This is a genomic window from Pseudomonas sp. HN11, assembly GCF_021390155.1.
In the GTDB taxonomy this organism is placed as follows: Bacteria; Pseudomonadota; Gammaproteobacteria; order Pseudomonadales; family Pseudomonadaceae; genus Aquipseudomonas.
This window is the reverse complement of record NZ_CP089985.1, coordinates 4739596-4758409: the sequence shown is the minus strand read 5'-3', so window position 1 is coordinate 4758409 and position 18814 is coordinate 4739596. Positions and strand designations below refer to the sequence as shown.

General features: G+C 57.8%; 19 protein-coding genes and 1 tRNA gene. 9 read left to right on the top strand and 11 right to left on the bottom strand.

Annotated elements, in window-relative coordinates:
* Together LVW35_RS21620 and LVW35_RS21615 are read left to right on the top strand one after the other, a co-directional pair.
* Positions 1-951, top strand: coding sequence for an alpha-E domain-containing protein (locus tag LVW35_RS21620; RefSeq protein ID WP_233891965.1), 951 nt, complete (start codon positions 1-3; stop codon positions 949-951).
* Positions 948-1751, top strand: coding sequence for a transglutaminase family protein (locus tag LVW35_RS21615; protein WP_233891964.1), 804 nt, complete (start codon positions 948-950; stop codon positions 1749-1751). The genes LVW35_RS21620 and LVW35_RS21615 overlap by 4 nt, the downstream gene beginning before the upstream one ends.
* Before the next feature lie 36 nt (positions 1752-1787).
* On the opposite strand, the gene LVW35_RS21610 is transcribed toward LVW35_RS21615, so the two are convergent.
* The gene (locus tag LVW35_RS21610; protein ID WP_233891963.1) at positions 1788-2594 is read right to left on the bottom strand and encodes a c-type cytochrome; all 807 of its coding nucleotides are present in this window, start codon (positions 2592-2594) and stop codon (positions 1788-1790) included.
* 646 nt (positions 2595-3240) lie between these two features.
* Between LVW35_RS21610 and LVW35_RS21605 the strand changes: the two genes are divergently transcribed.
* The 3 genes from LVW35_RS21605 (at position 3241) to LVW35_RS21595 (ending at position 7419) form a co-directional block, all read left to right on the top strand.
* Complete coding sequence (locus tag LVW35_RS21605) at positions 3241-4446, top strand: acetyl-CoA C-acetyltransferase (RefSeq protein ID WP_233891962.1); 1206 nt, start codon at positions 3241-3243, stop codon at positions 4444-4446.
* A gap of 16 nt (positions 4447-4462) precedes the next feature.
* Positions 4463-6610, top strand: coding sequence for a 3-hydroxyacyl-CoA dehydrogenase NAD-binding domain-containing protein (locus LVW35_RS21600; protein ID WP_233891961.1), 2148 nt, complete (start codon positions 4463-4465; stop codon positions 6608-6610).
* Between the two features lie 83 nt (positions 6611-6693).
* On the top strand, positions 6694-7419 hold the full coding sequence (locus LVW35_RS21595; RefSeq protein ID WP_233891960.1) for an amidotransferase: 726 nt from the start codon (positions 6694-6696) through the stop codon (positions 7417-7419).
* Here LVW35_RS21595 and LVW35_RS21590 read toward each other — a convergent pair.
* The 3 genes from LVW35_RS21590 to LVW35_RS21580 form a co-directional block, all read right to left on the bottom strand.
* Positions 7416-8387 (bottom strand): magnesium and cobalt transport protein CorA, encoded by a 972-nt coding sequence (locus tag LVW35_RS21590; protein ID WP_122543777.1) that lies wholly within the window; start codon positions 8385-8387, stop codon positions 7416-7418. The two genes, LVW35_RS21595 and LVW35_RS21590, sit on opposite strands and share 4 nt — an antisense overlap.
* 42 nt (positions 8388-8429) lie before the next feature.
* Entirely contained in the window at positions 8430-9176 is a 747-nt protein-coding gene (locus tag LVW35_RS21585) for a 1-acylglycerol-3-phosphate O-acyltransferase (RefSeq protein WP_233896531.1), read from the bottom strand.
* Positions 9177-9388: 212 nt separating this feature from the next.
* On the bottom strand, positions 9389-10081 hold the full coding sequence (locus LVW35_RS21580; RefSeq protein ID WP_233891959.1) for a crotonase/enoyl-CoA hydratase family protein: 693 nt from the start codon (positions 10079-10081) through the stop codon (positions 9389-9391).
* A gap of 320 nt (positions 10082-10401) precedes the next feature.
* Between LVW35_RS21580 and LVW35_RS21575 the strand changes: the two genes are divergently transcribed.
* Positions 10402-10491 (top strand) — tRNA-Ser (locus LVW35_RS21575).
* A gap of 283 nt (positions 10492-10774) precedes the next feature.
* Here LVW35_RS21575 and LVW35_RS21570 read toward each other — a convergent pair.
* From LVW35_RS21570 to LVW35_RS21560, 3 genes are all read right to left on the bottom strand, one after another.
* Entirely contained in the window at positions 10775-12160 is a 1386-nt protein-coding gene (locus LVW35_RS21570) for an AAA family ATPase (protein WP_233891958.1), read from the bottom strand.
* A 338-nt stretch (positions 12161-12498) separates the two neighbouring features.
* Positions 12499-12768, bottom strand: coding sequence for a short-chain dehydrogenase (locus LVW35_RS21565; RefSeq protein ID WP_099493628.1), 270 nt, complete (start codon positions 12766-12768; stop codon positions 12499-12501).
* Between the two features lie 335 nt (positions 12769-13103).
* Positions 13104-13736: a hypothetical protein gene (locus tag LVW35_RS21560; protein WP_233891957.1), complete on the bottom strand. Its 633-nt coding sequence runs from the start codon at positions 13734-13736 to the stop codon at positions 13104-13106.
* A 351-nt stretch (positions 13737-14087) separates the two neighbouring features.
* Here LVW35_RS21560 and LVW35_RS21555 point away from each other — a divergent pair, with 351 nt between their 5' ends.
* Positions 14088-14372 (top strand): hypothetical protein, encoded by a 285-nt coding sequence (locus tag LVW35_RS21555; RefSeq protein WP_233891956.1) that lies wholly within the window; start codon positions 14088-14090, stop codon positions 14370-14372.
* 65 nt (positions 14373-14437) lie between these two features.
* Here LVW35_RS21555 and LVW35_RS21550 read toward each other — a convergent pair whose 3' ends face one another.
* On the bottom strand, positions 14438-15016 hold the full coding sequence (locus LVW35_RS21550; RefSeq protein ID WP_233891955.1) for a DUF4337 domain-containing protein: 579 nt from the start codon (positions 15014-15016) through the stop codon (positions 14438-14440).
* 54 nt (positions 15017-15070) lie between these two features.
* Entirely contained in the window at positions 15071-15436 is a 366-nt protein-coding gene (locus LVW35_RS21545) for a DUF2784 domain-containing protein (protein ID WP_233891954.1), read from the bottom strand.
* A gap of 109 nt (positions 15437-15545) precedes the next feature.
* On the opposite strand from LVW35_RS21545, the gene LVW35_RS21540 reads away from it, so the two are divergent.
* Positions 15546-16232, top strand: coding sequence for an HAD-IA family hydrolase (locus LVW35_RS21540; RefSeq protein WP_233891953.1), 687 nt, complete (start codon positions 15546-15548; stop codon positions 16230-16232).
* A 70-nt stretch (positions 16233-16302) separates the two neighbouring features.
* On the opposite strand, the gene LVW35_RS21535 is transcribed toward LVW35_RS21540, so the two are convergent.
* Positions 16303-17049: a 3-oxoacyl-ACP reductase family protein gene (locus LVW35_RS21535; protein WP_233891952.1), complete on the bottom strand. Its 747-nt coding sequence runs from the start codon at positions 17047-17049 to the stop codon at positions 16303-16305.
* Positions 17050-17175: 126 nt separating this feature from the next.
* On the opposite strand from LVW35_RS21535, the gene LVW35_RS21530 reads away from it, so the two are divergent.
* Positions 17176-18105, top strand: a complete 930-nt coding sequence (locus tag LVW35_RS21530) for a LysR family transcriptional regulator (RefSeq protein ID WP_233891951.1) — start codon at positions 17176-17178, stop codon at positions 18103-18105.
* Here the strand turns inward: LVW35_RS21530 and LVW35_RS21525 are convergent.
* Positions 18086-18802, bottom strand: a complete 717-nt coding sequence (locus LVW35_RS21525) for an aspartate/glutamate racemase family protein (RefSeq protein WP_233891950.1) — start codon at positions 18800-18802, stop codon at positions 18086-18088. The two genes, LVW35_RS21530 and LVW35_RS21525, sit on opposite strands and share 20 nt — an antisense overlap.
* Positions 18803-18814 lie beyond the last annotated feature (12 nt).

Genomic DNA, 18814 nt, shown 5'->3' with positions numbered 1-18814 from the left:
ATGTTGAGTAGAACTGCCTCGGATCTTTACTGGATGTCGCGCTACCTGGAGCGTGCGGAAAACCTCGCGCGCATGCTCGATGTCAGCTATTCACTGTCGCTGATGCCCCAGGACGGGCGCGGCGATGGCCTTCACGAACTGGCGATGCCGCTGTTGATCACCGGCACCCTGGAGGATTACCACGAGCGCCACGGCGAGTTGCATGCTGAACGCCTGCTGCACTTCTTTGCCCTGGATGCTGCCAACCCGGCCAGCATCTACAGTTGTCTCGGCGCCGCGCGGGCCAGCGCCCATGCGGTGCGTGGGCGAATTACCGCTGACATGTGGGAAAACATCAACTCCACCTGGCTGGATATTCGCGACATCGCCCAGCAGGGCCTGAGCCGCTATGGCATGAGTCGGTTTTGTGAGTGGGTAAAAGAGCGCTCCCATCTGTTCAGGGGCGCCACCTACGGTACGATCATGCGTAACGATGCGTTTCGGTTTATCCGCCTGGGCACTTTTATCGAACGGGCCGACAATACCCTGCGTCTGCTGGATGCGCGTTATGAAATGGCCGGTGATCAGGCCGAAGCTGTCACCGATGGCACCGCGCACGCCTACTATCAATGGAGTGCCTTGCTGCGCGCGCTTTCGTCGTTCGAGGCCTACACCGAGATCTATCGCGATGCCCCTGGCGCGCGGCAAGTCGCCGAGCTGTTACTGCTGCGCGCCGATGTGCCGCGCTCATTGCGTGCCTGCAGTGAAGAAATCGACCAGATCCTCGCCAGCCTGCCCGGCCTCAACGGCCGACCGGCCCAGCGCCTGGCCGCCGAGATGGATGCGCGCCTGCGCTTTACCGCCATCGATGAAATCCTCAAGGAAGGCCTGCACGCCTGGCTGACCGACTTTATCCCCTTGGTCCGCCAGTTGGGCGACGCCATCTACAGTTCCTACCTGGAGGCGGCATGAGACTCTCCATCAGCCACGAAACCACCTACCACTATGAAGACCAGGTGCGCGCCAGTATCCAGTATCTGCGCCTTACGCCCCACGACACCGAGCGCCAGCACGTACTCAGCTGGCAGCTCGATCTGCCTCGTCCGGTGCGCGCCCAGGTGGACCCATTCGGCAATATCCTGCATGTATTGACCCTGGATGACCCCCACGACGCCATCATCATCGCTGCTCGTGGCCAAGTGGACATCGACGAATTACGCGAGGCAGAACACGAGAGCCAATCGGCGTTTCCGTTCCTGCGCTGCACCCGCCTGACCGAACCTGACGAAGCCTTGCGCGACTTTGCCGAGCAGCAGTGCCATCAGCGTCGTGATCGCGCCGCGTTGATCGACCTGATGCACGGGCTCAACCAAACGATGGTCTACACACCCGGCGCCACCGAAGTCGATACCTGTGCCGCCCAGGCCTTTGCCGGCCACGCGGGTGTCTGCCAGGACCACACCCACGCGTTCCTGGCTTGTGCGCGCAGCTTGGGGATTCCTGCGCGGTATGTGTCGGGGTATTTGTACTCGGAAGACACCACGCACCTGGCCAGCCACGCCTGGGCTGAAGCCTGGCTGGATGGCGCGTGGTACAGCTTTGATGTGACCAACCAGCTCGCACGACCGGAACGGCATTTGAAGCTGGCGGTAGGTTTGGATTACCTCGACGCCTGCCCGGTGCGTGGCATGCGCCGGGGCGGGGGGCATGAGCAGATGCATGCCAAGGTGTTTGTGGCGCCGACGCCAGTAATTTCCGTCCAGCAGCAATGATTGGGCTCGTTGTGGTGAGCGGGGCAAGCCGGCTCGCTATAGCGGCTGTTTACGCCCCGCCATATGCTTCAAATACCCCACCAGCAAATCCAGCTCGCCATCCGGCAACACACTGGCAGCAAACGCCGGCATTTTCGCTTGCGGCCAATGCCGCAAGCTCTGCGGGTCACGGATGTAGCGCTTGAGGAAATCACCACTGAAATACTCGGTGGGGTTATACGGAGTGTTCAAATCCGGCCCCACTTGCGCATCACCGGCGCCATTAAGCCGATGACAGGCCAGGCAGTTCTTCTGGAAGATTGCAAATCCCTGGTTGATCGGGTCATCAGCCGCCAGTTTCGAGTCGGGCAACAACGCTGGAAAGCGCTCCGCCACGGTCTTCAACTGCTTGATCCCGGAGATCTGGAACGGCCACTGCTCAGGGCTGATATGCCCGGCTTGCGGGTCGGTCCATACCAGATAGAACGGCCCTGCACTCGATTTGCCTTCTACCAATGCAGGCCACGGCTGGGCAGGGTCTTCCACCGCCAACCAAGCGCGAGCGCCATGTTTTTCCAGCAGTGGCGCGGCGGCGAGTTCGGCGGCGAATCCATCGAGGGCAACGGCTTGCAGATGGCTCTCAGGTTTCAAACCCGGTAGGAGCAAAGCCAGCGGTACTGCGCGATAGGTCATGGTGCGTTTGTAGGAAACGTCATCAACGATCTGCACCGTTTGTGCCTGCGGATGCTTGAGCAGATCAGCGGTCTGCCAAGTCTTGCTGGTGTGGTCGAGTTCGATGGTCAATTGTGCCGCCGAAGCGGGAAGCCCGATCAGCAACGCGAGAAGGGCGAGGATGGATTTCAAGAGAGAGGACCCGTGTCGAGTGACGATGGCGCTCACGATACCGGAAATCGGCGCGCAAAAAGACAGCCCCTGCAGGACCGCTTGCGCAATGTCCCGGCAGGTGCTGTCAAAAAGCTGCAAACGCGGTGCCGCGAAGGCACGGAATGTAGGCGACGAGGGATCACCCAATGACCTTGGTCAAGTTGGGCAAGATCAGAATCAGTGTGGTGGCGAACAGAATGAGTCCCGCCTGACGTACTTTCGAATGTTTGAACATGGCTGACTGCCTTTTGTTGTTATTCCTGAGCGTCAAATGCGTGCCGGTTTATTTCAGTATGGCGAGATGACGTGTCGCTTTTCTTACAGCCGTTCCAGCAAAACCCGGCAGCGGCTTCCTAATGATTCAACCTTAGAGCCCTCGTTCTTATTGGCTTAGACTCATTTCATATCAGCTAATAAGCATTTCAGCTTAAAAAGGCATGAGGCATATCGCCATCTTGGCGCCAATGCCTTGGCTAGACAGCAAAAACGATTAACCTGGCAATTAGCTTAGGAGACTACCGTTCGTCCGAGCGAGGGGGTCAAAAGCAATGAGCGCATCCGTCATTGAAACCGTGTCAATCGGGCCTAAGGTAGAGGCACACATGCACAGCGGTTCGAGGACGTCATGACCCAAGCTTTGATCTTTGATGCGATACGCACGCCCCGTGGCAAAGGCAAGGCCGATGGTGCCTTGCACAGCGTAAAACCGGTAAACCTGGTGGCCGGCCTGCTGACGGCATTGGCCCGGCGCAACGACCTCGACACCCATCAAGTCGACGATATCGTGCTCGGCTGCGTGACTCCCGTGGGCGACCAGGGTGCCGACATCGCCAAGACCGCCGCCCTGGTGGCGGACTGGGACATCAGCGTCGCAGGAGTGCAGATCAACCGTTTCTGCGCCTCAGGCCTGGAAGCCGTCAATTTGGGCGCGATGAAAGTGCGCTCCGGTTTCGAAGATCTGGTGGTGGTTGGCGGCGTCGAGTCTATGTCCCGCGTGCCCATGGGCAGTGATGGCGGCGCCTGGGTACTCGACCCACAGACCAATATGCACAGCCACTTCACCCCACAGGGCATTGGCGCGGACCTGATCGCCACCCTGGAAGGGTTCACCCGAGAAGACGTCGACACTTTCGCCCTGCATTCCCAACAGAAAGCGGCCAGGGCGCGTGCGGACGGTTCCTTCAACAAGTCGTTGATCGCGGTGCAGGACCAGAACGGCATTGTGCTGCTCGACCATGACGAATTTATTCGCGGCGACTCCACCCTCGAAGGCCTTGGCAAGCTCAAGCCTAGTTTCGAAATGATGGGACAGATGGGCTTCGACGCCACTGCGTTGCGGGTCTACAGCCATGTGGAGCGCATCCACCATGTGCATACACCGGGCAATAGCTCCGGCATCGTCGATGGTGCCGCGTTGATGTTGATCGGTTCCGAGGCCAAGGGGCGCGAGCTGGGCCTGCAACCCCGTGCGCGTATCGTCGCCACGGCGGTTACCAGCACTGACCCGACCATCATGCTCACCGGCCCCGCGCCCGCTACGCGCAAGGCCCTGGCCAAAGCCGGGTTGCGCGTCGAAGATATCGATCTGTTCGAGGTCAACGAAGCCTTTGCCTCGGTGGTGCTCAAGTTCATCAAGGACATGGGCATCGACGCTGCGCGGGTCAACGTGAATGGAGGCTCCATCGCCATGGGTCACCCGCTGGGCGCCACCGGTTGCGCCATCCTCGGGACCTTGCTCGACGAACTGGACGCGCGCCAGCAACGCTACGGCCTGGCCACCCTGTGTGTCGGCGGTGGCATGGGCATCGCCACCATTATCGAACGCCTCTGAGCCCAAGGAATTGGTCATGACCCAAGCTATTCGTTACGAAAAAGGCCAGGACGGCATCCTGGTGCTGACTCTCGACATGCCCGGCCAGAGCGCAAACACCATGAACGGCGCGTACCGTGAGGCCATGGCGGCGACGGTGGAGCGCCTGGAGGCGGAAAAGGATGACCTTGCCGGTGTGGTGATCACCTCGGCCAAGAAGACATTTTTTGCTGGCGGCGACCTCAATGAATTGATCCAGGTCGACGAGGCCCACGCCAAGGACTTCTACGACAGCGTGTTGGTACTCAAAGCGCAACTGCGCCGTCTGGAAACCCTCGGCAAACCCGTGGTGGCCGCGATCAATGGCGCGGCCCTGGGGGGCGGCTGGGAGATTTGCCTGGCGTGTCATTACCGCGTAGCGCTGGACGATAAATCGGTGCAGCTTGGCTTGCCGGAAGTCACCCTGGGCCTGCTGCCGGGCGGCGGTGGAGTGGTGCGCATGGTGCGCATGCTCGGGTTGGAAAAGGCCTTGCCGTATCTGCTCGAAGGCAAGAAGGTGCGACCGCAACAGGCGCTGCAAGCCGGGCTGGTGAATGAGCTGGCGGCGGATCGCGATGAGCTGCTGGCCAAGTCCCGCGCGTGGATTCTGGCCAATCCGGACGCCAAACAGCCGTGGGACAACAAGGCTTACCAGATCCCTGGCGGTACACCCTCCAGTCCAAAAGTTGCGCAGATGCTGGCGATTGCGCCTTCGATTTTGCGCAGTAAGACTCAGGGCTGTTTCCCCGCTCCGGAGAAAATCCTCTGCGCCGCCGTCGAAGGCGCCCAAGTGGATTTCGATACCGCGCACCTGATCGAAACCCGCTATTTCACCGAACTGGTGACGGGGCAGGTGGCGAAGAACATGATCGGCACGTTCTGGTTCCAGCTCAATGAGATCAATGCGGGTAGCTCCCGGCCGCAAGGCTATGCGCCTTATGTCACGCGCAAGGTCGGCGTGCTTGGCGCCGGAATGATGGGCGCGGGCATCGCTTACGTCAGCGCCAGCGCCGGTATCGAGGTAGTGCTCAAGGACATCAACCTGGCGGCCGCCGAGAAGGGCAAGGCGCATTCGGCGGCGCTGCTGGACAAGAAGGTCAGCCGTGGGCAATTGACCGCCGAACAGCGGGAAACCACCTTGGCGCGTATCCATCCTACGGCCTCCGATGCCGACCTGGCGGGCTGTGATTTGATCATCGAAGCGGTGTTCGAAGACCGCGACCTCAAGGCCAAGGTCTCAGCCGCCGCGCAAAGCGTGGTCGGCGCCGAGGCCGTGATCGCCTCCAACACCTCCACCTTGCCCATCAGCGGCCTGGCCACGGCGGTGCCGGATCAAAGCAGATTCATCGGCCTGCACTTCTTCAGCCCGGTGGACAAGATGCCCTTGGTGGAAATCATCAAGGGCGCGCGCACCAGCGACGAAACCCTGGCTCGTGGTTTCGATTTCGTACTGCAAATCAAGAAAACCCCGATCGTGGTCAACGACAGTCGTGGTTTCTTTACCTCGCGCGTGTTCGGCACCTTCACCAACGAAGGTATCGCCATGCTCGGCGAAGGCGTGGCCGCGCCGATGATAGAGACCGAAGCGCGCAAGGCCGGTATGCCGGTGGGGCCGTTGGCGGTGTCGGATGAAGTGTCTCTCAGTCTGATGAGCCATATCCGACAGCAAACGGCGAAGGATCTGCAGGCGGAAGGCAAGGCTGTGCCGACACATCCGGCGACAGCGGTGATCGATCTGTTGGTCAACGAATACAAGCGTGTGGGCAAGGCGGCGGGGGGCGGTTTCTATGAGTACCCCACTGGTGGGCAGAAACACCTGTGGCCGGAGCTGAAAAGCCGCTTTGAACGGCCCGACCAACGCATCTCGCCTCAGGATGTGCGCGACCGTCTGCTGTTTATCCAGGCCATCGAGACCGTGCGTTGTGTGGAGGAGGGGGTGTTGATGTCCACGGCGGACGCCAACGTGGGGTCGATCTTCGGTATTGGCTTTGCGGCCTGGAGCGGCGGCGCGTTGCAGTTCATCAACCAATATGGGCTGAACGACTTCATTGCCCGCGCCCGTTATCTTGCCGAGCAATATGGTGAGCGCTTCACACCACCGGCGTTACTGCTCGAAAAAGCGGCGCAAGGTGACACATTCAGGTGATTAAAGGGGGCTTGCCTTGAAGGGGTATTTCAAGGCAGGCTCTAGGGTGTGCAATATTCCCATCACCGTGTCAGGTATTTTTTATGTCGCTACGCGTCTGTATCCTGGAAACCGATATCCTGCGTCCAGGCCTGATCGATCAATACCAAGGGTACGGGCAGATGTTCAAGCGCCTGTTCGCCAAGCAGCCCATTCCCGCCGAGTTTGTCGTGTACAACGTGGTGAACGGCGAATACCCGCCGGACGATGAAGTGTTCGATGCCTACCTGGTGACCGGCAGCAAGGCCGACTCCTTTGGCACCGACCCTTGGATCCAGACCCTCAAGACCTACCTGCTCGATCGTTACGAGCGCGGCGACAAGCTGCTCGGGATCTGCTTCGGTCACCAACTGCTGGCACTGTTGCTCGGAGGCAAGACCGAACGCGCCGGCCAGGGCTGGGGCATGGGCATTCACGACTACAAGCTGGATGCCAAGACACCGTGGATGAGCCCTGAGGTGGAAGAGCTGACGCTACTGATCAGTCACCAAGACCAGGTCACCACGCTGCCGGAGAATGCGACGGTCATCGCCTCCAGCGCGTTTTGCCCGTTTGCCGCGTACCACATCGGCGATCAGGTCTTGTGCTTCCAGGGGCACCCGGAATTTATCCACGACTATTCCCGCGAGTTGCTGGAGATTCTTCAGACGACGTTGGGCGAAAAGGTCTACACAAACGGCGTGGCCAGCCTTGAGCGCGACCACCACGGCGCAACCGTGGCGGAATGGATGATGCGCTTCGTCGCGCACAAGCCAGAGGCCCAGGTTTAAAGCCAGCCCGAACGCTTGAAACTGGCCCACAGGCTGGTGCAACCCACCGCGATAAACCCGAGCACCGCAAAATAGCCGTAGTGCCATTGCAGCTCGGGCATGTTCTGGAAGTTCATCCCGTAAATCCCCGCCACCGCGGTGGGGAACGCCAGGATCGCCGCCCACGCGGCAAACTTGCGCTGCACCACACTCTGGCGCGATGCCTCCAGCAGCACACCGATCTCGATGGTCTGGCTGGCGATATCGCGCAGGGTGGTCAGGTCTTCCATCTGCCGTGTCACGTGGATCTGCACATCACGAAAATACGGGCGCATATTTTTGTCGATGAACGGGAAGCTGAGTTTCTGCAACTCCTGGCTGATCTCTACCATTGGCGCCACGTAACGCTTGAGCCGTAATACGTCGCGACGCAGTCCGTGAATCTTCTGAATGTCCCGCTCGCTCAGCGAGCTGCACAGCACATTGCGCTCCAGCTCATCGATCTCGGCATGGATCGCTTCGCTCACCGGCTGGTAGTTTTCGGTGACGAAATCCAGCAGCGCATAGAGTACGAAATCTTCCCCATGCTCCAGCAACAGTGGCCGCGCCTCACAGCGCTGGCGCACAAAGCCGTAGGACGCCGAGTGACCGTTGCGTGCGGTGATAATGTAGCCGTTGCCGGCAAAGATATGCGTCTCGATAAACTCCAGCTTGCCGTTCTCGCGCACCGGTGAGTAGGTGACGATAAACAGTGCATCACCGAAGGTTTCAAGCTTCGGGCGGCTGTGTTTTTCCAGGGCGTCTTCGATGGCCAATTCATGCAGGTTGAACTGGCGTTGCAGGTTGGCCAGTTCCTGGGCGTCGGGTTCTTCCAGGCCGATCCACACAAAGTGATTGGGTTTGGCGGCCCAGGCTGCGCCTTCATCGAGGGTGATATCCGTAACTTTCTTACCGGCGCTGTAGACGGCGGCCGCAACAACTCTACCCATGGTGCTGATCGCTTCTTATTGGGAGGACAGGTGTTGGGCAGCTTAGCTGGAAGGGAGTTCTATTGTTGCGGGACTTTGCAATTCGCGGCCCATCTCAACAATGCAGGCTTCCATCTGCGCATGACACGCCTGCATCAACGCCGGGATGTCATCCGCAGTCATCCCAACGGTAGGAATCGGCGGCAATGACCGTATGAGCACATCCCCACTGTTCCAGCGATTGAGCTGTATATGCGTCACGTAATTGCTGACACACACCTGCACAATCGGCACCCCGGCCGCAATCGCCATATGGAACGCGCCTTTCTTGAACGGCAGCAAACCCTTGCCCAGATTGCGCGTGCCCTCCGGGAACACCCAGATCGACGTGTTTTCATGCTGCAAGGTATGAGTCGTGGTAAGCATCGCGCGGCGAGCCTTGTGCGCGTTGCCCCGGTCGATCAACACATTGCCCGCCAGCCAGAACAACTGACCGAACAGCGGCACCCATTTCAGGCTTTTCTTGGCGATGCACACCGTGCGGTAGGGCACCACGTTGCCGAACACAAACAGGTCATAATTGGACTGATGGTTGGCAATGATTACGCACGTGCCGGGCTTATTGCGCAGTGAGTCCACATCGGCCTTTACGTTCAGCCGCAGGATCCACATGGCCGGCAACGCGTAGAGGCGTGCGCACAGACGGCTGTTATCCGGGTTGAACGGCCGGCAGAGACCGACCAGCACGCCCAGCACTCCGGCGAGCATAAAGTGCAGGCCCATCAACAACATACGCAACAGAAAAAGCATCGACACGGCCTATCCGGGCAAAAGGTGGCGCAGTGTACGGATGTGCACTGTATTCGGCAATTACCCCGGTAGAGATAGGAGATAGGCGATGTTTAAGAGCATGTTTCAACATCCACCGGCATGGGCACGCTAGAGCGGCTGTGGAGGAATCAGAATTCTTTGTAAGAAAAAGCCCGACTCACGATCGGGCTCTGGTGTATCAGGTGTAGGGCTTAACTCAGGATATGCCCTTGGTCTTGGATGATGGCGTCGTCCAAGGCTTCCAGCAGCTCTTTACGCACCTTCAATTTAGTGTGCTTGTGAGCGTTCATATTGAGCTTCTTTAACTGACGCGCGGCTTCCAGCGCGACGGCATGCAACTCTTCCGGCGCCACCACCTTGTCGAGGAAACCGGCTTGCAGTGCGCCCTGCGGGTCAAACATCTCGGCATTGATCACCGAACGGTGGAACGCCGACTTACGCAGACGATCCCGCGCCAGCTCGATTCCCGCGTGGTGCATGGTCATGCCAATCGCCACCTCGTTCAGGCCAATGCTGAACGGGCCTTCCACGCCAATCCGATAATCCGCTGACAACAGCAGGAACGCACCCTTGGCCACCGCATGCCCAGGGCACGCCACAATCACCGGGAATGGGTGCGACAACAGGCGGCGCGCCAAGGTCGAACCGGACGTCACCAGGCCGATCGCCTCTTTAGGTCCGGCGGTCATCACCTTCAAATCATAACCACCCGACAGAATCCCCGGCGTGCCGGTAATGACCACCACCGCCCGGTCCTTCTCCGCCTGGTCCAGCGCTTCGTTAAACGCACTGACCACCGCCGGAGAAATGGCATTGACCTTGCCGTTGCTCAAGGTCAGGGTCGCGATACCGTCTTCGAGGTGGTAGGCAATCAACTCACTCATGACGCGGTTCCTTGTAGGACTTGTTATAGAAGTATGCAGCAGACGTTACCCACCACGCCCGCCCCGGTAAAGCGCTGTGACTGACTGGCCAGTCAGGGTTTTCCCCTGCACCGGGCGTGGGAATGCCAGACGCAGGGCACAATCACCGTCCCAGACGCGCACCTCCGATGCCTGAGAATGGCACAATCACCACCCCTTGCCGGGCGTTGAACGGCATAACGGGCTAACCGCATGAATATTCTGAAAAAAACCTTTGCCATCAGAAAGGCTTTCGACTACATTAGCGCGCCTCGACAGACTGAACTGGTTTGACGAGATACGGTGAAGTGTCCGAGTGGCTTAAGGAGCACGCCTGGAAAGTGTGTATACAAGAAATTGTATCGAGAGTTCGAATCTCTCCTTCACCGCCACATTCTGAAAACACAAACCCCTGATTTTCCTAGAGAAAATCGGGGGTTTGTGGTTTTTTGCGTCCGAAAAATGCCCTCATGGGACCGCCATGGGACTGGCGCTCTATTCTGGCGCGAAAAATAGAGCGTGGCGGATGAGAGCCGGAAATGTGATCCAACTGCTTACGGCTTGGTAAATGGGTAGCTGCCTTCGAAGAGGAACGGGCGTCTCGAAAATCTTCTAATGGTATCTACAGCTAAAGCATATCGTCAGTTGCAATCTCTGGCCGCACCTACGAAAACTTTAACTTTCTTCATCTGACTCTTCTTCCCCTCTGAATTTTATACGAGGGGTATTATCTTTTCCAGCAGAGGTAGGTCGCCTAGCTTTGGCCATTGCAGTTGGAGCTTTAGGAGCATCCGGTATATTCCCTTGCAGTTCCACACCTCCTTCAAGAGCCTTCATAGCTATAAAGCCTCGAAGTATATTTTCCCGATAGGTGTAGATCCCCTTTCTGTCTAGTGCATTCTCAATGATCTCGCCATACTGCTTCTTCTTCAAGTCGCGCAACTTTGTGAGAAAGCTTGACTGAGATAATGGGAGGTTTTCTGCCGATGGATTTTTTCCGTGCAGCTTTTCATGTATCCGGATATATGACAAAAAGACACTCTCACCATATCGGATAATATCCTCGGAATCACTTGTCGCCCAAAGTATTTCCGTGTAATCAGGAGATCTGTGAGATGTTGCTTGTTCATAAGGCCGCTTGAGATGGGCGCCGATACTTAAAATCGCATCTTCCAGCGCTTTTTCAAAAATAGCGACGTCCAGATGGCTGATAGAGGATTCTTCGTTAAATGCTAGCCAGAGAAGTTTTTCCGTAATTAGATGCGCATAGTATGGGAAGCCGTTAGAAATCTTCGCAATTTTGAAACACACATCGTCATCTACCGAAAGAGAAAAGGCAGCAGCAGCATCTCGCACAATATCCTCTCGCGCTGACCATCCTAGACGCTCAAGTCCAATGGTATGGAGCTGGCGGAAGCTCGATTCGTGTGAGCCTAAGAGTTTTTCAAGTGACGTAGACACCCCAGTGAAGATAAATTTTACATTCACCCCTCTATCCCCAAGATCTTTGAGGAACGTAGCAAATAGTTTCCTTTCAACCTCTGAGTCTATCTGATCAAACTCGTCAATAATTACCACAGGGTTGTCAGAGTGATATTTTGCTATCTCTTCAGTGGCGTTGACCGCTGAATACATTGAGTCCACCTTAGGTACCTCGACCTTTTTGGCAGTGCTCTTCCAGCTAATAGAGTAAACTTTGATATTTACAGACTGGCTAATTACATGTTCGTACTTGCCCGCAAGCGATTTCATTACCCTATCGACTAGGTTCTCAATTGTTTCATAAAATTTGGTATCAGGCCCGCAACCTATCTGTATAGGTGAATTGTCGGGGGACTGGTACTGGGCGGCAGCGGCGGCTGCCAATGATGATTTTCCTACACCCCGGTCTCCATAGATAAAGACATGACGCCCATTGGCATATAGAGCCTCCTCTATCAAAGATAGCTCTTTTTCGCGTCCAAATAGCTGTTGTATGCTTTTAACAGGGCCTGACGCTGAAATATGCTCGTTCAGTTTTGTCGTAAAGTCAGTTTTACTCTCAAAGCCTGCAATCGACATAAGATCCCTTTTCAACACATGGTTAGCGTTCCTGTACGGACAGGTTAGCAGCTTGGAACTGAGGCGCACAGCCACTCCAAGCAGTTAGAATATGTCTCGAGTTTTTGCCAATCTCTGACTGACTGTCCGAGGCATCCGCCTTGGGTCGGTTAAGGTCGCTGACGACAGATAGTTTGACCGCCGCGTTATCAATAACGCCGCTTATGTTCAATGGCCCCCACATCTGTGCCAGGTGTGGGGGCCTTTTCACGTGCCCTCGGAAACCAGCACCCCTTGGATTGGTATACCGAACCAAGGGAAACTGGCAGCTATAGTCCTAAAGCGGCATGCAATATCTTCTAGGGCTGCGATACATCCATTCGCCGCTCTATGACATCCAGCAAGTCACACCCATCCCGCAACGGGATAGAGCACAGTAAGGCAAAGTCGCTGAGTACCACCGCATCGCTGCTTATCTCACTACGCAGCGCGAGGTTCTCAAGCACCTGCGTCACAGCACGAAGTCGATAGTTCGCGGCGTCGAGGAGGATTTCAAGCGGGACGGTTGTGTCGACGAAAAGGGCAGGCGTGGTGCTGTCGTTGCTGGTGAGGGCCATGTATGGGTTCATGCGTTAAGTCCGTTCACGTAGGGGGGGGGGAGCCACGCATTTGTCGCCAAACAAAAGGTGGCAGCTGTACGCAGGTTGGCGAACCGGGACAAGAACGGACAAAGACCGGCAGACCCGAAGGTCTCCCACGCACAGCTACCATGGAGCAGCTTATTGCGTGCAGGGGCATCCCGCAAATCCGCCGGGAGGCTTCTGCCATCTTGTAGTCGAGTCGCCAAACCCGGTCGCCATGTGAGCGACCGCTGGACTATAGGCGGGTCGAATTTGAAGTGGGAGAGTGGCGCTTCTGAATAGGCCGTAGGAAACGGCCCAAATCAATTAGCAGGCCCACATCCTCAAGGCGCCTCTTCCGTATTCAACAGGAGCCCCACCGACCCAAAGGGATAGCTGCCCATTCCAATCCGCAATGGCGTTATCGGGCTCGCTGCTGCACCCATCAGCAGTACATTGTCTATGACAATGGTTTCCCCTGGCGCGCGGTTATCGGCTGCGACTATAAGGTAGTAAGTCCCGCTGCGCTTTACCGTGCCCTTCAAGACTTGGCTGATAACCCCCACGATGCCCGTCGCCTTGCCAAAGCCTTCAGCCTGCACATTGCCTTGGGCGTCCATCAAGATCAAATAAGGGTTCAGGGCGTATTTGCTGAACCCCAGGCACGAGTTGACGCACCAAGAGTTAACGTCGATATGGAAAGGTTTGTCCTTTATCAAGGCGACGCTGAACAATCGGTAGTTCGACGGCACTCCGTTGATTAGGATACGCGGTTCCGCGGCAGTGATTTTCCACTGGGGCGGCCGCCATCCCGGGTCGATCGGCATGGGCACCGCCTGCGTCTTGTGCATGGCCTCGGAAGGAGTTTGTGCTAACGGCGTGGTGCTGTTTTTGACTTGTTCTTCAAACAGTGTTGTCGGGTTGCTTGCGCAGGCGGTGATCAATAAACATCCCAGCGCTAAAAACAGAATCCGCATCAGTACTTCCCTGTAGGCGACTTTTCGAGGAGGCAAGACTACCAGCCCGCGCTTCAGGCCCGCACGTACACCCAAGCCGTCAACCCCGAAGCCACGGCTTCTTTAGGTTGTGCGGACACCAGCTTTTCCTCGGCTTGAAGTGGGTTTGTCGCTATCTCTTTTACTCTGCAGCGCTGTAATGGCAAGGGGCTTGCATCAACGCTGGAGAAGATTTCCAAGCTTTGTTAAGGTCGCCGCCTTTCCAATAAAGCCATTCAGAGGGATCTAAATGCACCCAGTACTTCGCAAGACATTCGCGGGCTTTCTGCTCAGTACTACATCCGCAACTTCCTGTTCGGGCTGATTTTCCCCGTGCTGATCCATACCGCGCTGACCCATTCGAAAACCGGTGTGTTCACACTGGGCGCGCTGTTCTATTGCGTGGTCAACAGCCTGCTTTATCCCTACGCGCGTTTCGTTTACGAAAACATCATGGATTACATTTTTAGCAACAACGTGTTCTTTGTGAATGCCATTCTGATGCTGACCGTCAAGGTGTTCACCATGGCGATCTGCTGGAACATCGCGGTTTTCATTGCGCCTATCGGGCTGGCGTATCTGTATTTCCACCATAGCCGTGCGGCGAATCGAGCCTGATTCGATGCTGCGCAGTCCAGCGGGAGCAAGCTCCCTCGCCACAGGTACTGTGTGCTTGGAAGTGGTCAGATATGCAGCCAGGCGAGGCTCCCTAGTATCACTGCTGCGCCGCCTGCGGTGTATGACATCCGCTTCAACCACTCCCGTCGCGTCAACAAGGTAATCGCCGCCAACGAAATTGCAATCTGGATCGCGGTCATCGCCTGGGCCCAGCGATGATGCTGGTGGAGCGCCTGCTCCGATTTTTCATCCCATCCCTTTGACGTGGCTTCAAGCTTCTCGGCTTGTTTGCGTACGTCTTCCTTCTGGCTTTTGTAGCGCTCGATTTCCTCCTTGTAATGCGCCGCATCCACACCGGGAATGTGGGTGGCCAGTTCCGCGAGGTTCTGCCGGCTGGACTTAGCCTGGTAGTAATTCCACTGGTTGGCGGCTTCGGTCTTGAAGATGGCGGCGTTGTTCTTGTCCATCGCCGCTTCGCTTTCGGTGGAGCCGGCCTGGTAGCTGAGCATGGCGCCAAGGGTGGCCATGAGGGCGGTCATCACGGCGATGCGACTGGCGAAATTGTCGCCGCGGCCATGGGCATGTTCGGTGGTGTGTTCAATGTGTTTTTCGTGGGGGCTTGGGACTTCGAAGGCTTCGGACATGGAGGCGACTGTGAAGGGAGTGAGGGAATCTGATTCTTCACCAGCGAAGCTGTCTCAAGCCTGTACATAACGTCGGATCAACCACGCATATACCGCGATATTGATCACCAGTACCAGGGCGCCAAAGCCCAATTGAATCTGTGGAGTCAGCCCCGCGGGGTAAATCAGGGGCAGGATGTAGTGCTCAATAAATCCGCCGCTGTAGCCGTCCTGCCCGGCAAGGTGACGAAACAGGTTCTCCCAGCGGGTCAGTGGGCAGGGCAGGTGAAACACTTCCACCGCCACGCCCCATGCCGCGGCGGGTAGGTGCAGCCAGATCGCCGGGCGCCATTTCAGCGCAAGCAACCCGCCGAACAGGACAAAGAGGATGAAGCTCAAGTGAAATAGCACAAGGCTGTCGGCAGCTAGACGGTAAAGCATTGTGGGTACTTTGAAAGGGGAGGTTCACAGTCTAAAGGGTTGCTTGCTGACAAGTGTGACCGCTATTGTGCTGAATCCTTTTAGTCCTTCCCCCCAAGGATCTGTTGTGATGAATGCACCACGTACTGCTGTCCCGATCAAGGCTGTGATTTTCGATATGGACGGGTTGTTGCTGGATACTGAAGGCATCTACACCGAAGTCACGCAGATCATCGCTGAACGCTATGGCCGCACCTACGATTGGGGCATCAAGCAGCACATCATCGGGCGCGGTGCCCAGGACCTGGCTGACTATGTGGTGAAGGCGCTGGATCTGCCGATTACGCCCGCCGAATTCCTGGCGATCCGCGAACCGCTGATGAGCGAGCGCTTCCCCAAGGCCTTGGGCATGCCCGGCGCCGAAGCCTTGGTGCGGCACTTGAAGGCGCACAATATCCCGATTGCCGTGGGCACCAGTTCGTCGCGCAATTCGTTTGGTCACAAGACCACCTTGCACCGCGAATGGTTTGGCCTGTTCGACACCATCGTCACCGCTGACGACCCGGAAGTCGGTGCCGCGAAACCTGCGCCGGACATCTTCCTCACCGCCGCCCGCCGCCTGGGCGTTGCGCCCGAGGATTGCCTGGTGTTCGAAGACTCGCCGTTTGGCGTCACTGCCGCCAAGGCGGCGCACATGACCGCCATCGCCGTGCCGGATGAAGCCATGGCCGACAGCAAGTACCACCATGCCGACCAGATCATCCGCAAGCTCGCGGACTTTGATTTGGCGGCCTATGGCCTGCCACCTCTTTCCTGACTAATCGTGGTTAAAAATGTGGGACGGGGCTTGCCCCTCCCACATTTAGTTTTGCAGTGTTGCAAAAAACTTAGGCGCTGAAGCCACCATCGATAGTCAGGCTTGCACCGGTGATATACCCGGCCTCAGGCCCTGCGAGGTAAGCCACAAAGCTGGCGATCTCTTCCACGTGCCCATACCGACCCACCGCCATCAAGCCGATCAAGCTCTCGGCAAAATCGCTGTTCGCCGGGTTCATATCGGTATCCACCGGCCCAGGCTGCACGTTGTTGATCGTGATACCACGAGGTCCCAGATCCCGCGCCAGGCCTTTGGTCAACCCCACCAGCGCCGCCTTGCTCATCGCATACGGGCCACCACCGCCAAACGGCATGCGCTCGGCATTGGTGCTGCCAATGTTGATCACTCGACCCCCTTCACCCATATGCTTGGCCGCTTCCTGGGTCGCGATAAACACACTGCGTACGTTGATCGCCAGAGTCTGGTCAAAATCTTCCAGCTTGAAGTCTTCCAGCGGCGCGATGGCCAGCACACCGGCATTGTTCACCAGAATATCCAGGCGGCCGAAGGCTTTGACCGTGGCGTTGACTGCGTTGCGGATCGCACCGGCATCGGCGCTGTCGGCGTGGATCGCCAAGGCTTTGCCGCCTTCGCTGATTACGCTGTTCTGCAATTCTTCAGCCTTGGCGGCCGAGCTGACGTAGGTAAAGGCAACCGCTGCACCCTGCGCCGCGAGGCGCTTGACGATGGCGGCGCCGATGCCGCGAGAACCGCCTTGAATCAAGGCGACTTTGCCGCTGAGGTCTTGTGTGGTCATGTCGATCTCCTAGCTGTTCAAGGCGGGATGCCTTGTTGTTGGAACCGAGTATCGACCTCGCCGGCCCCTCCCGGTAGACCGTGATTGCTATAGTCTGTGTAAACCAAAAGTTTAGAGTGGGTCGATATGGAAAGCTTTGGCAGTATCGAATGCTTCGTACGCAGCGCCGAAGGTGGCAGTTTCGCTGAAGCGGCGCGGCACTTGAGCCTGACCCCGGCAGCCGTGGGAAAAAGTGTCGCCAAGCTGGAGGCGCGCCTGGGCGTACGCTTATTCCAGCGCAGTACGCGACGCCTGACCCTGACCGAAGCCGGCAAACTGTTTCTTGAAGAGGTCAGCGGCAGCCTCACCACCATCCAGAACGCCGTGGCCAACCTGGCGAGTGCTGAAGGGCGGCCGGTAGGGACGCTGAAGGTCAGTATGGGCACCGTGTTTGGCAATCGCTATGTGGTACCGCTGCTGGGGGCTTTCATGCAGCGCTTTCCAGGCATCAGCCCGGATTGGCATTTTGATAACCGCCAGGTGGACCTGATCGGCCAAGGTTTCGATGCGGCCGTCGGCGGTGGTTTCGAGCTGCCCCAGGGGGTAGTGGCGCGTAAACTCACACCGGCGCATCGGATATTGGTGGCTGCGCCGGATTACCTGGCGCAACGCGCGCCGGTATTAACCCCAGAAGACTTGGCGCACTGCACAGGCATTCTCATCCGCTCACCGCAAACCGGGCGCGTACGCTCCTGGCAATTGACCAGCACCGAGCGTGAACACCGCCCTCTGGTGCTCAAGGCGGGCATGACCATGAGCGACTCCGAAGCCGCCTGCTGTGCCAGCGCCCAAGGCCTGGGCATCGCCTTGGTGAGCATGCCCATGGCTGTACCGTTTCTGGATAGCGGCGCGGTGGTACGTGTGCTGCCCGACTGGTACGTCGACGACGGCAACATCTCCATCTATTACGCCGAACACAAACTGCAGCCCGGCAAGACCCGTGCGTTTGTGGAGTTCATCATTGAGCAGTTTGCCGAACGGCAGCTGAGCCAGCGTTTTAACGCGGCCAACCGATGATTTTTTTCGGCCTAGGCGTCGCATAAGTCCTGATCTTCGACGTCGACAACCCCAGCCGCACCAGTGATTCGGCGATAGTCACTGCGGCGGTCACGCCGTCCACCACTGGCACCCCCGTGCGCTGGCGGATCTGTTCGTCCAGTCCGGCCATGCCGCCGCAGCCCAGGCAGATCACTTCAGCCTTGTCTTCGCTGATGGCCAGTTCCGCCTGGCGCACGATGGCCTCCATCGCTGCCAGTGGGGCCTCTTCCAACTCCAGCACCGCCATGCCACTGGCCCGCACCGAGGCGCAACGCTGGTACAAACCGGCCAGTTTCAAGCGGTCTTCAATCAGCGGCACGGTACGGTCCAGCGTGGTCACCACCGAGTAGGCATGTCCCAGAAACATCGCGGTGCTGGCGGCCGCCTCGGTGATGTCCACCACTGGCACGTTGAGCAGTTCCTGCAAGCCTTCGCGGCCATGCTCGCCATAACCGGCCTGGATCACTGCGTCGAACGGCTGGTCGTACGCCATCACCCGGTCCATCACCGCGATGGCCGCCAAGTAGCTTTCAAAGTTGCCCTCCACCGATTCCGCGCCGAAGTAGGGCGTGAGTCCCACAATCTCAGTGCCCGGCGTGGCCACAGCCCGTGCCTGTTGGGCGATGGTCTCAGTGATGGATTCGGTGGTGTTGACGTTGACTACGAGGATACGCATGGAGTGTCCTTG

What these genes read in the sequence shown, in the direction of transcription:
- LVW35_RS21570 (WP_233891958.1), bottom strand. Translation starts at nt 12,160, where the DNA reads ATGTCGATTGCAGGCTTTGAGAGTAAAACTGACTTTACGACAAAACTG.
- LVW35_RS21580 (WP_233891959.1), bottom strand. Translation starts at nt 10,081, where the DNA reads ATGAGTGAGTTGATTGCCTACCACCTCGAAGACGGTATCGCGACCCTG.
- LVW35_RS21605 (WP_233891962.1), top strand. Translation starts at nt 3,241, where the DNA reads ATGACCCAAGCTTTGATCTTTGATGCGATACGCACGCCCCGTGGCAAA.
- LVW35_RS21595 (WP_233891960.1), top strand. Translation starts at nt 6,694, where the DNA reads ATGTCGCTACGCGTCTGTATCCTGGAAACCGATATCCTGCGTCCAGGC.
- LVW35_RS21540 (WP_233891953.1), top strand. Translation starts at nt 15,546, where the DNA reads ATGAATGCACCACGTACTGCTGTCCCGATCAAGGCTGTGATTTTCGAT.
- LVW35_RS21525 (WP_233891950.1), bottom strand. Translation starts at nt 18,802, where the DNA reads ATGCGTATCCTCGTAGTCAACGTCAACACCACCGAATCCATCACTGAG.
- LVW35_RS21585 (WP_233896531.1), bottom strand. Translation starts at nt 9,176, where the DNA reads ATGCTTTTTCTGTTGCGTATGTTGTTGATGGGCCTGCACTTTATGCTC.
- LVW35_RS21600 (WP_233891961.1), top strand. Translation starts at nt 4,463, where the DNA reads ATGACCCAAGCTATTCGTTACGAAAAAGGCCAGGACGGCATCCTGGTG.
- LVW35_RS21550 (WP_233891955.1), bottom strand. Translation starts at nt 15,016, where the DNA reads ATGTCCGAAGCCTTCGAAGTCCCAAGCCCCCACGAAAAACACATTGAA.
- LVW35_RS21620 (WP_233891965.1), top strand. Translation starts at nt 1, where the DNA reads ATGTTGAGTAGAACTGCCTCGGATCTTTACTGGATGTCGCGCTACCTG.
- LVW35_RS21615 (WP_233891964.1), top strand. Translation starts at nt 948, where the DNA reads ATGAGACTCTCCATCAGCCACGAAACCACCTACCACTATGAAGACCAG.
- LVW35_RS21545 (WP_233891954.1), bottom strand. Translation starts at nt 15,436, where the DNA reads ATGCTTTACCGTCTAGCTGCCGACAGCCTTGTGCTATTTCACTTGAGC.
- LVW35_RS21560 (WP_233891957.1), bottom strand. Translation starts at nt 13,736, where the DNA reads ATGCGGATTCTGTTTTTAGCGCTGGGATGTTTATTGATCACCGCCTGC.
- LVW35_RS21535 (WP_233891952.1), bottom strand. Translation starts at nt 17,049, where the DNA reads ATGACCACACAAGACCTCAGCGGCAAAGTCGCCTTGATTCAAGGCGGT.
- LVW35_RS21590 (WP_122543777.1), bottom strand. Translation starts at nt 8,387, where the DNA reads ATGGGTAGAGTTGTTGCGGCCGCCGTCTACAGCGCCGGTAAGAAAGTT.
- LVW35_RS21565 (WP_099493628.1), bottom strand. Translation starts at nt 12,768, where the DNA reads ATGAACCCATACATGGCCCTCACCAGCAACGACAGCACCACGCCTGCC.
- LVW35_RS21530 (WP_233891951.1), top strand. Translation starts at nt 17,176, where the DNA reads ATGGAAAGCTTTGGCAGTATCGAATGCTTCGTACGCAGCGCCGAAGGT.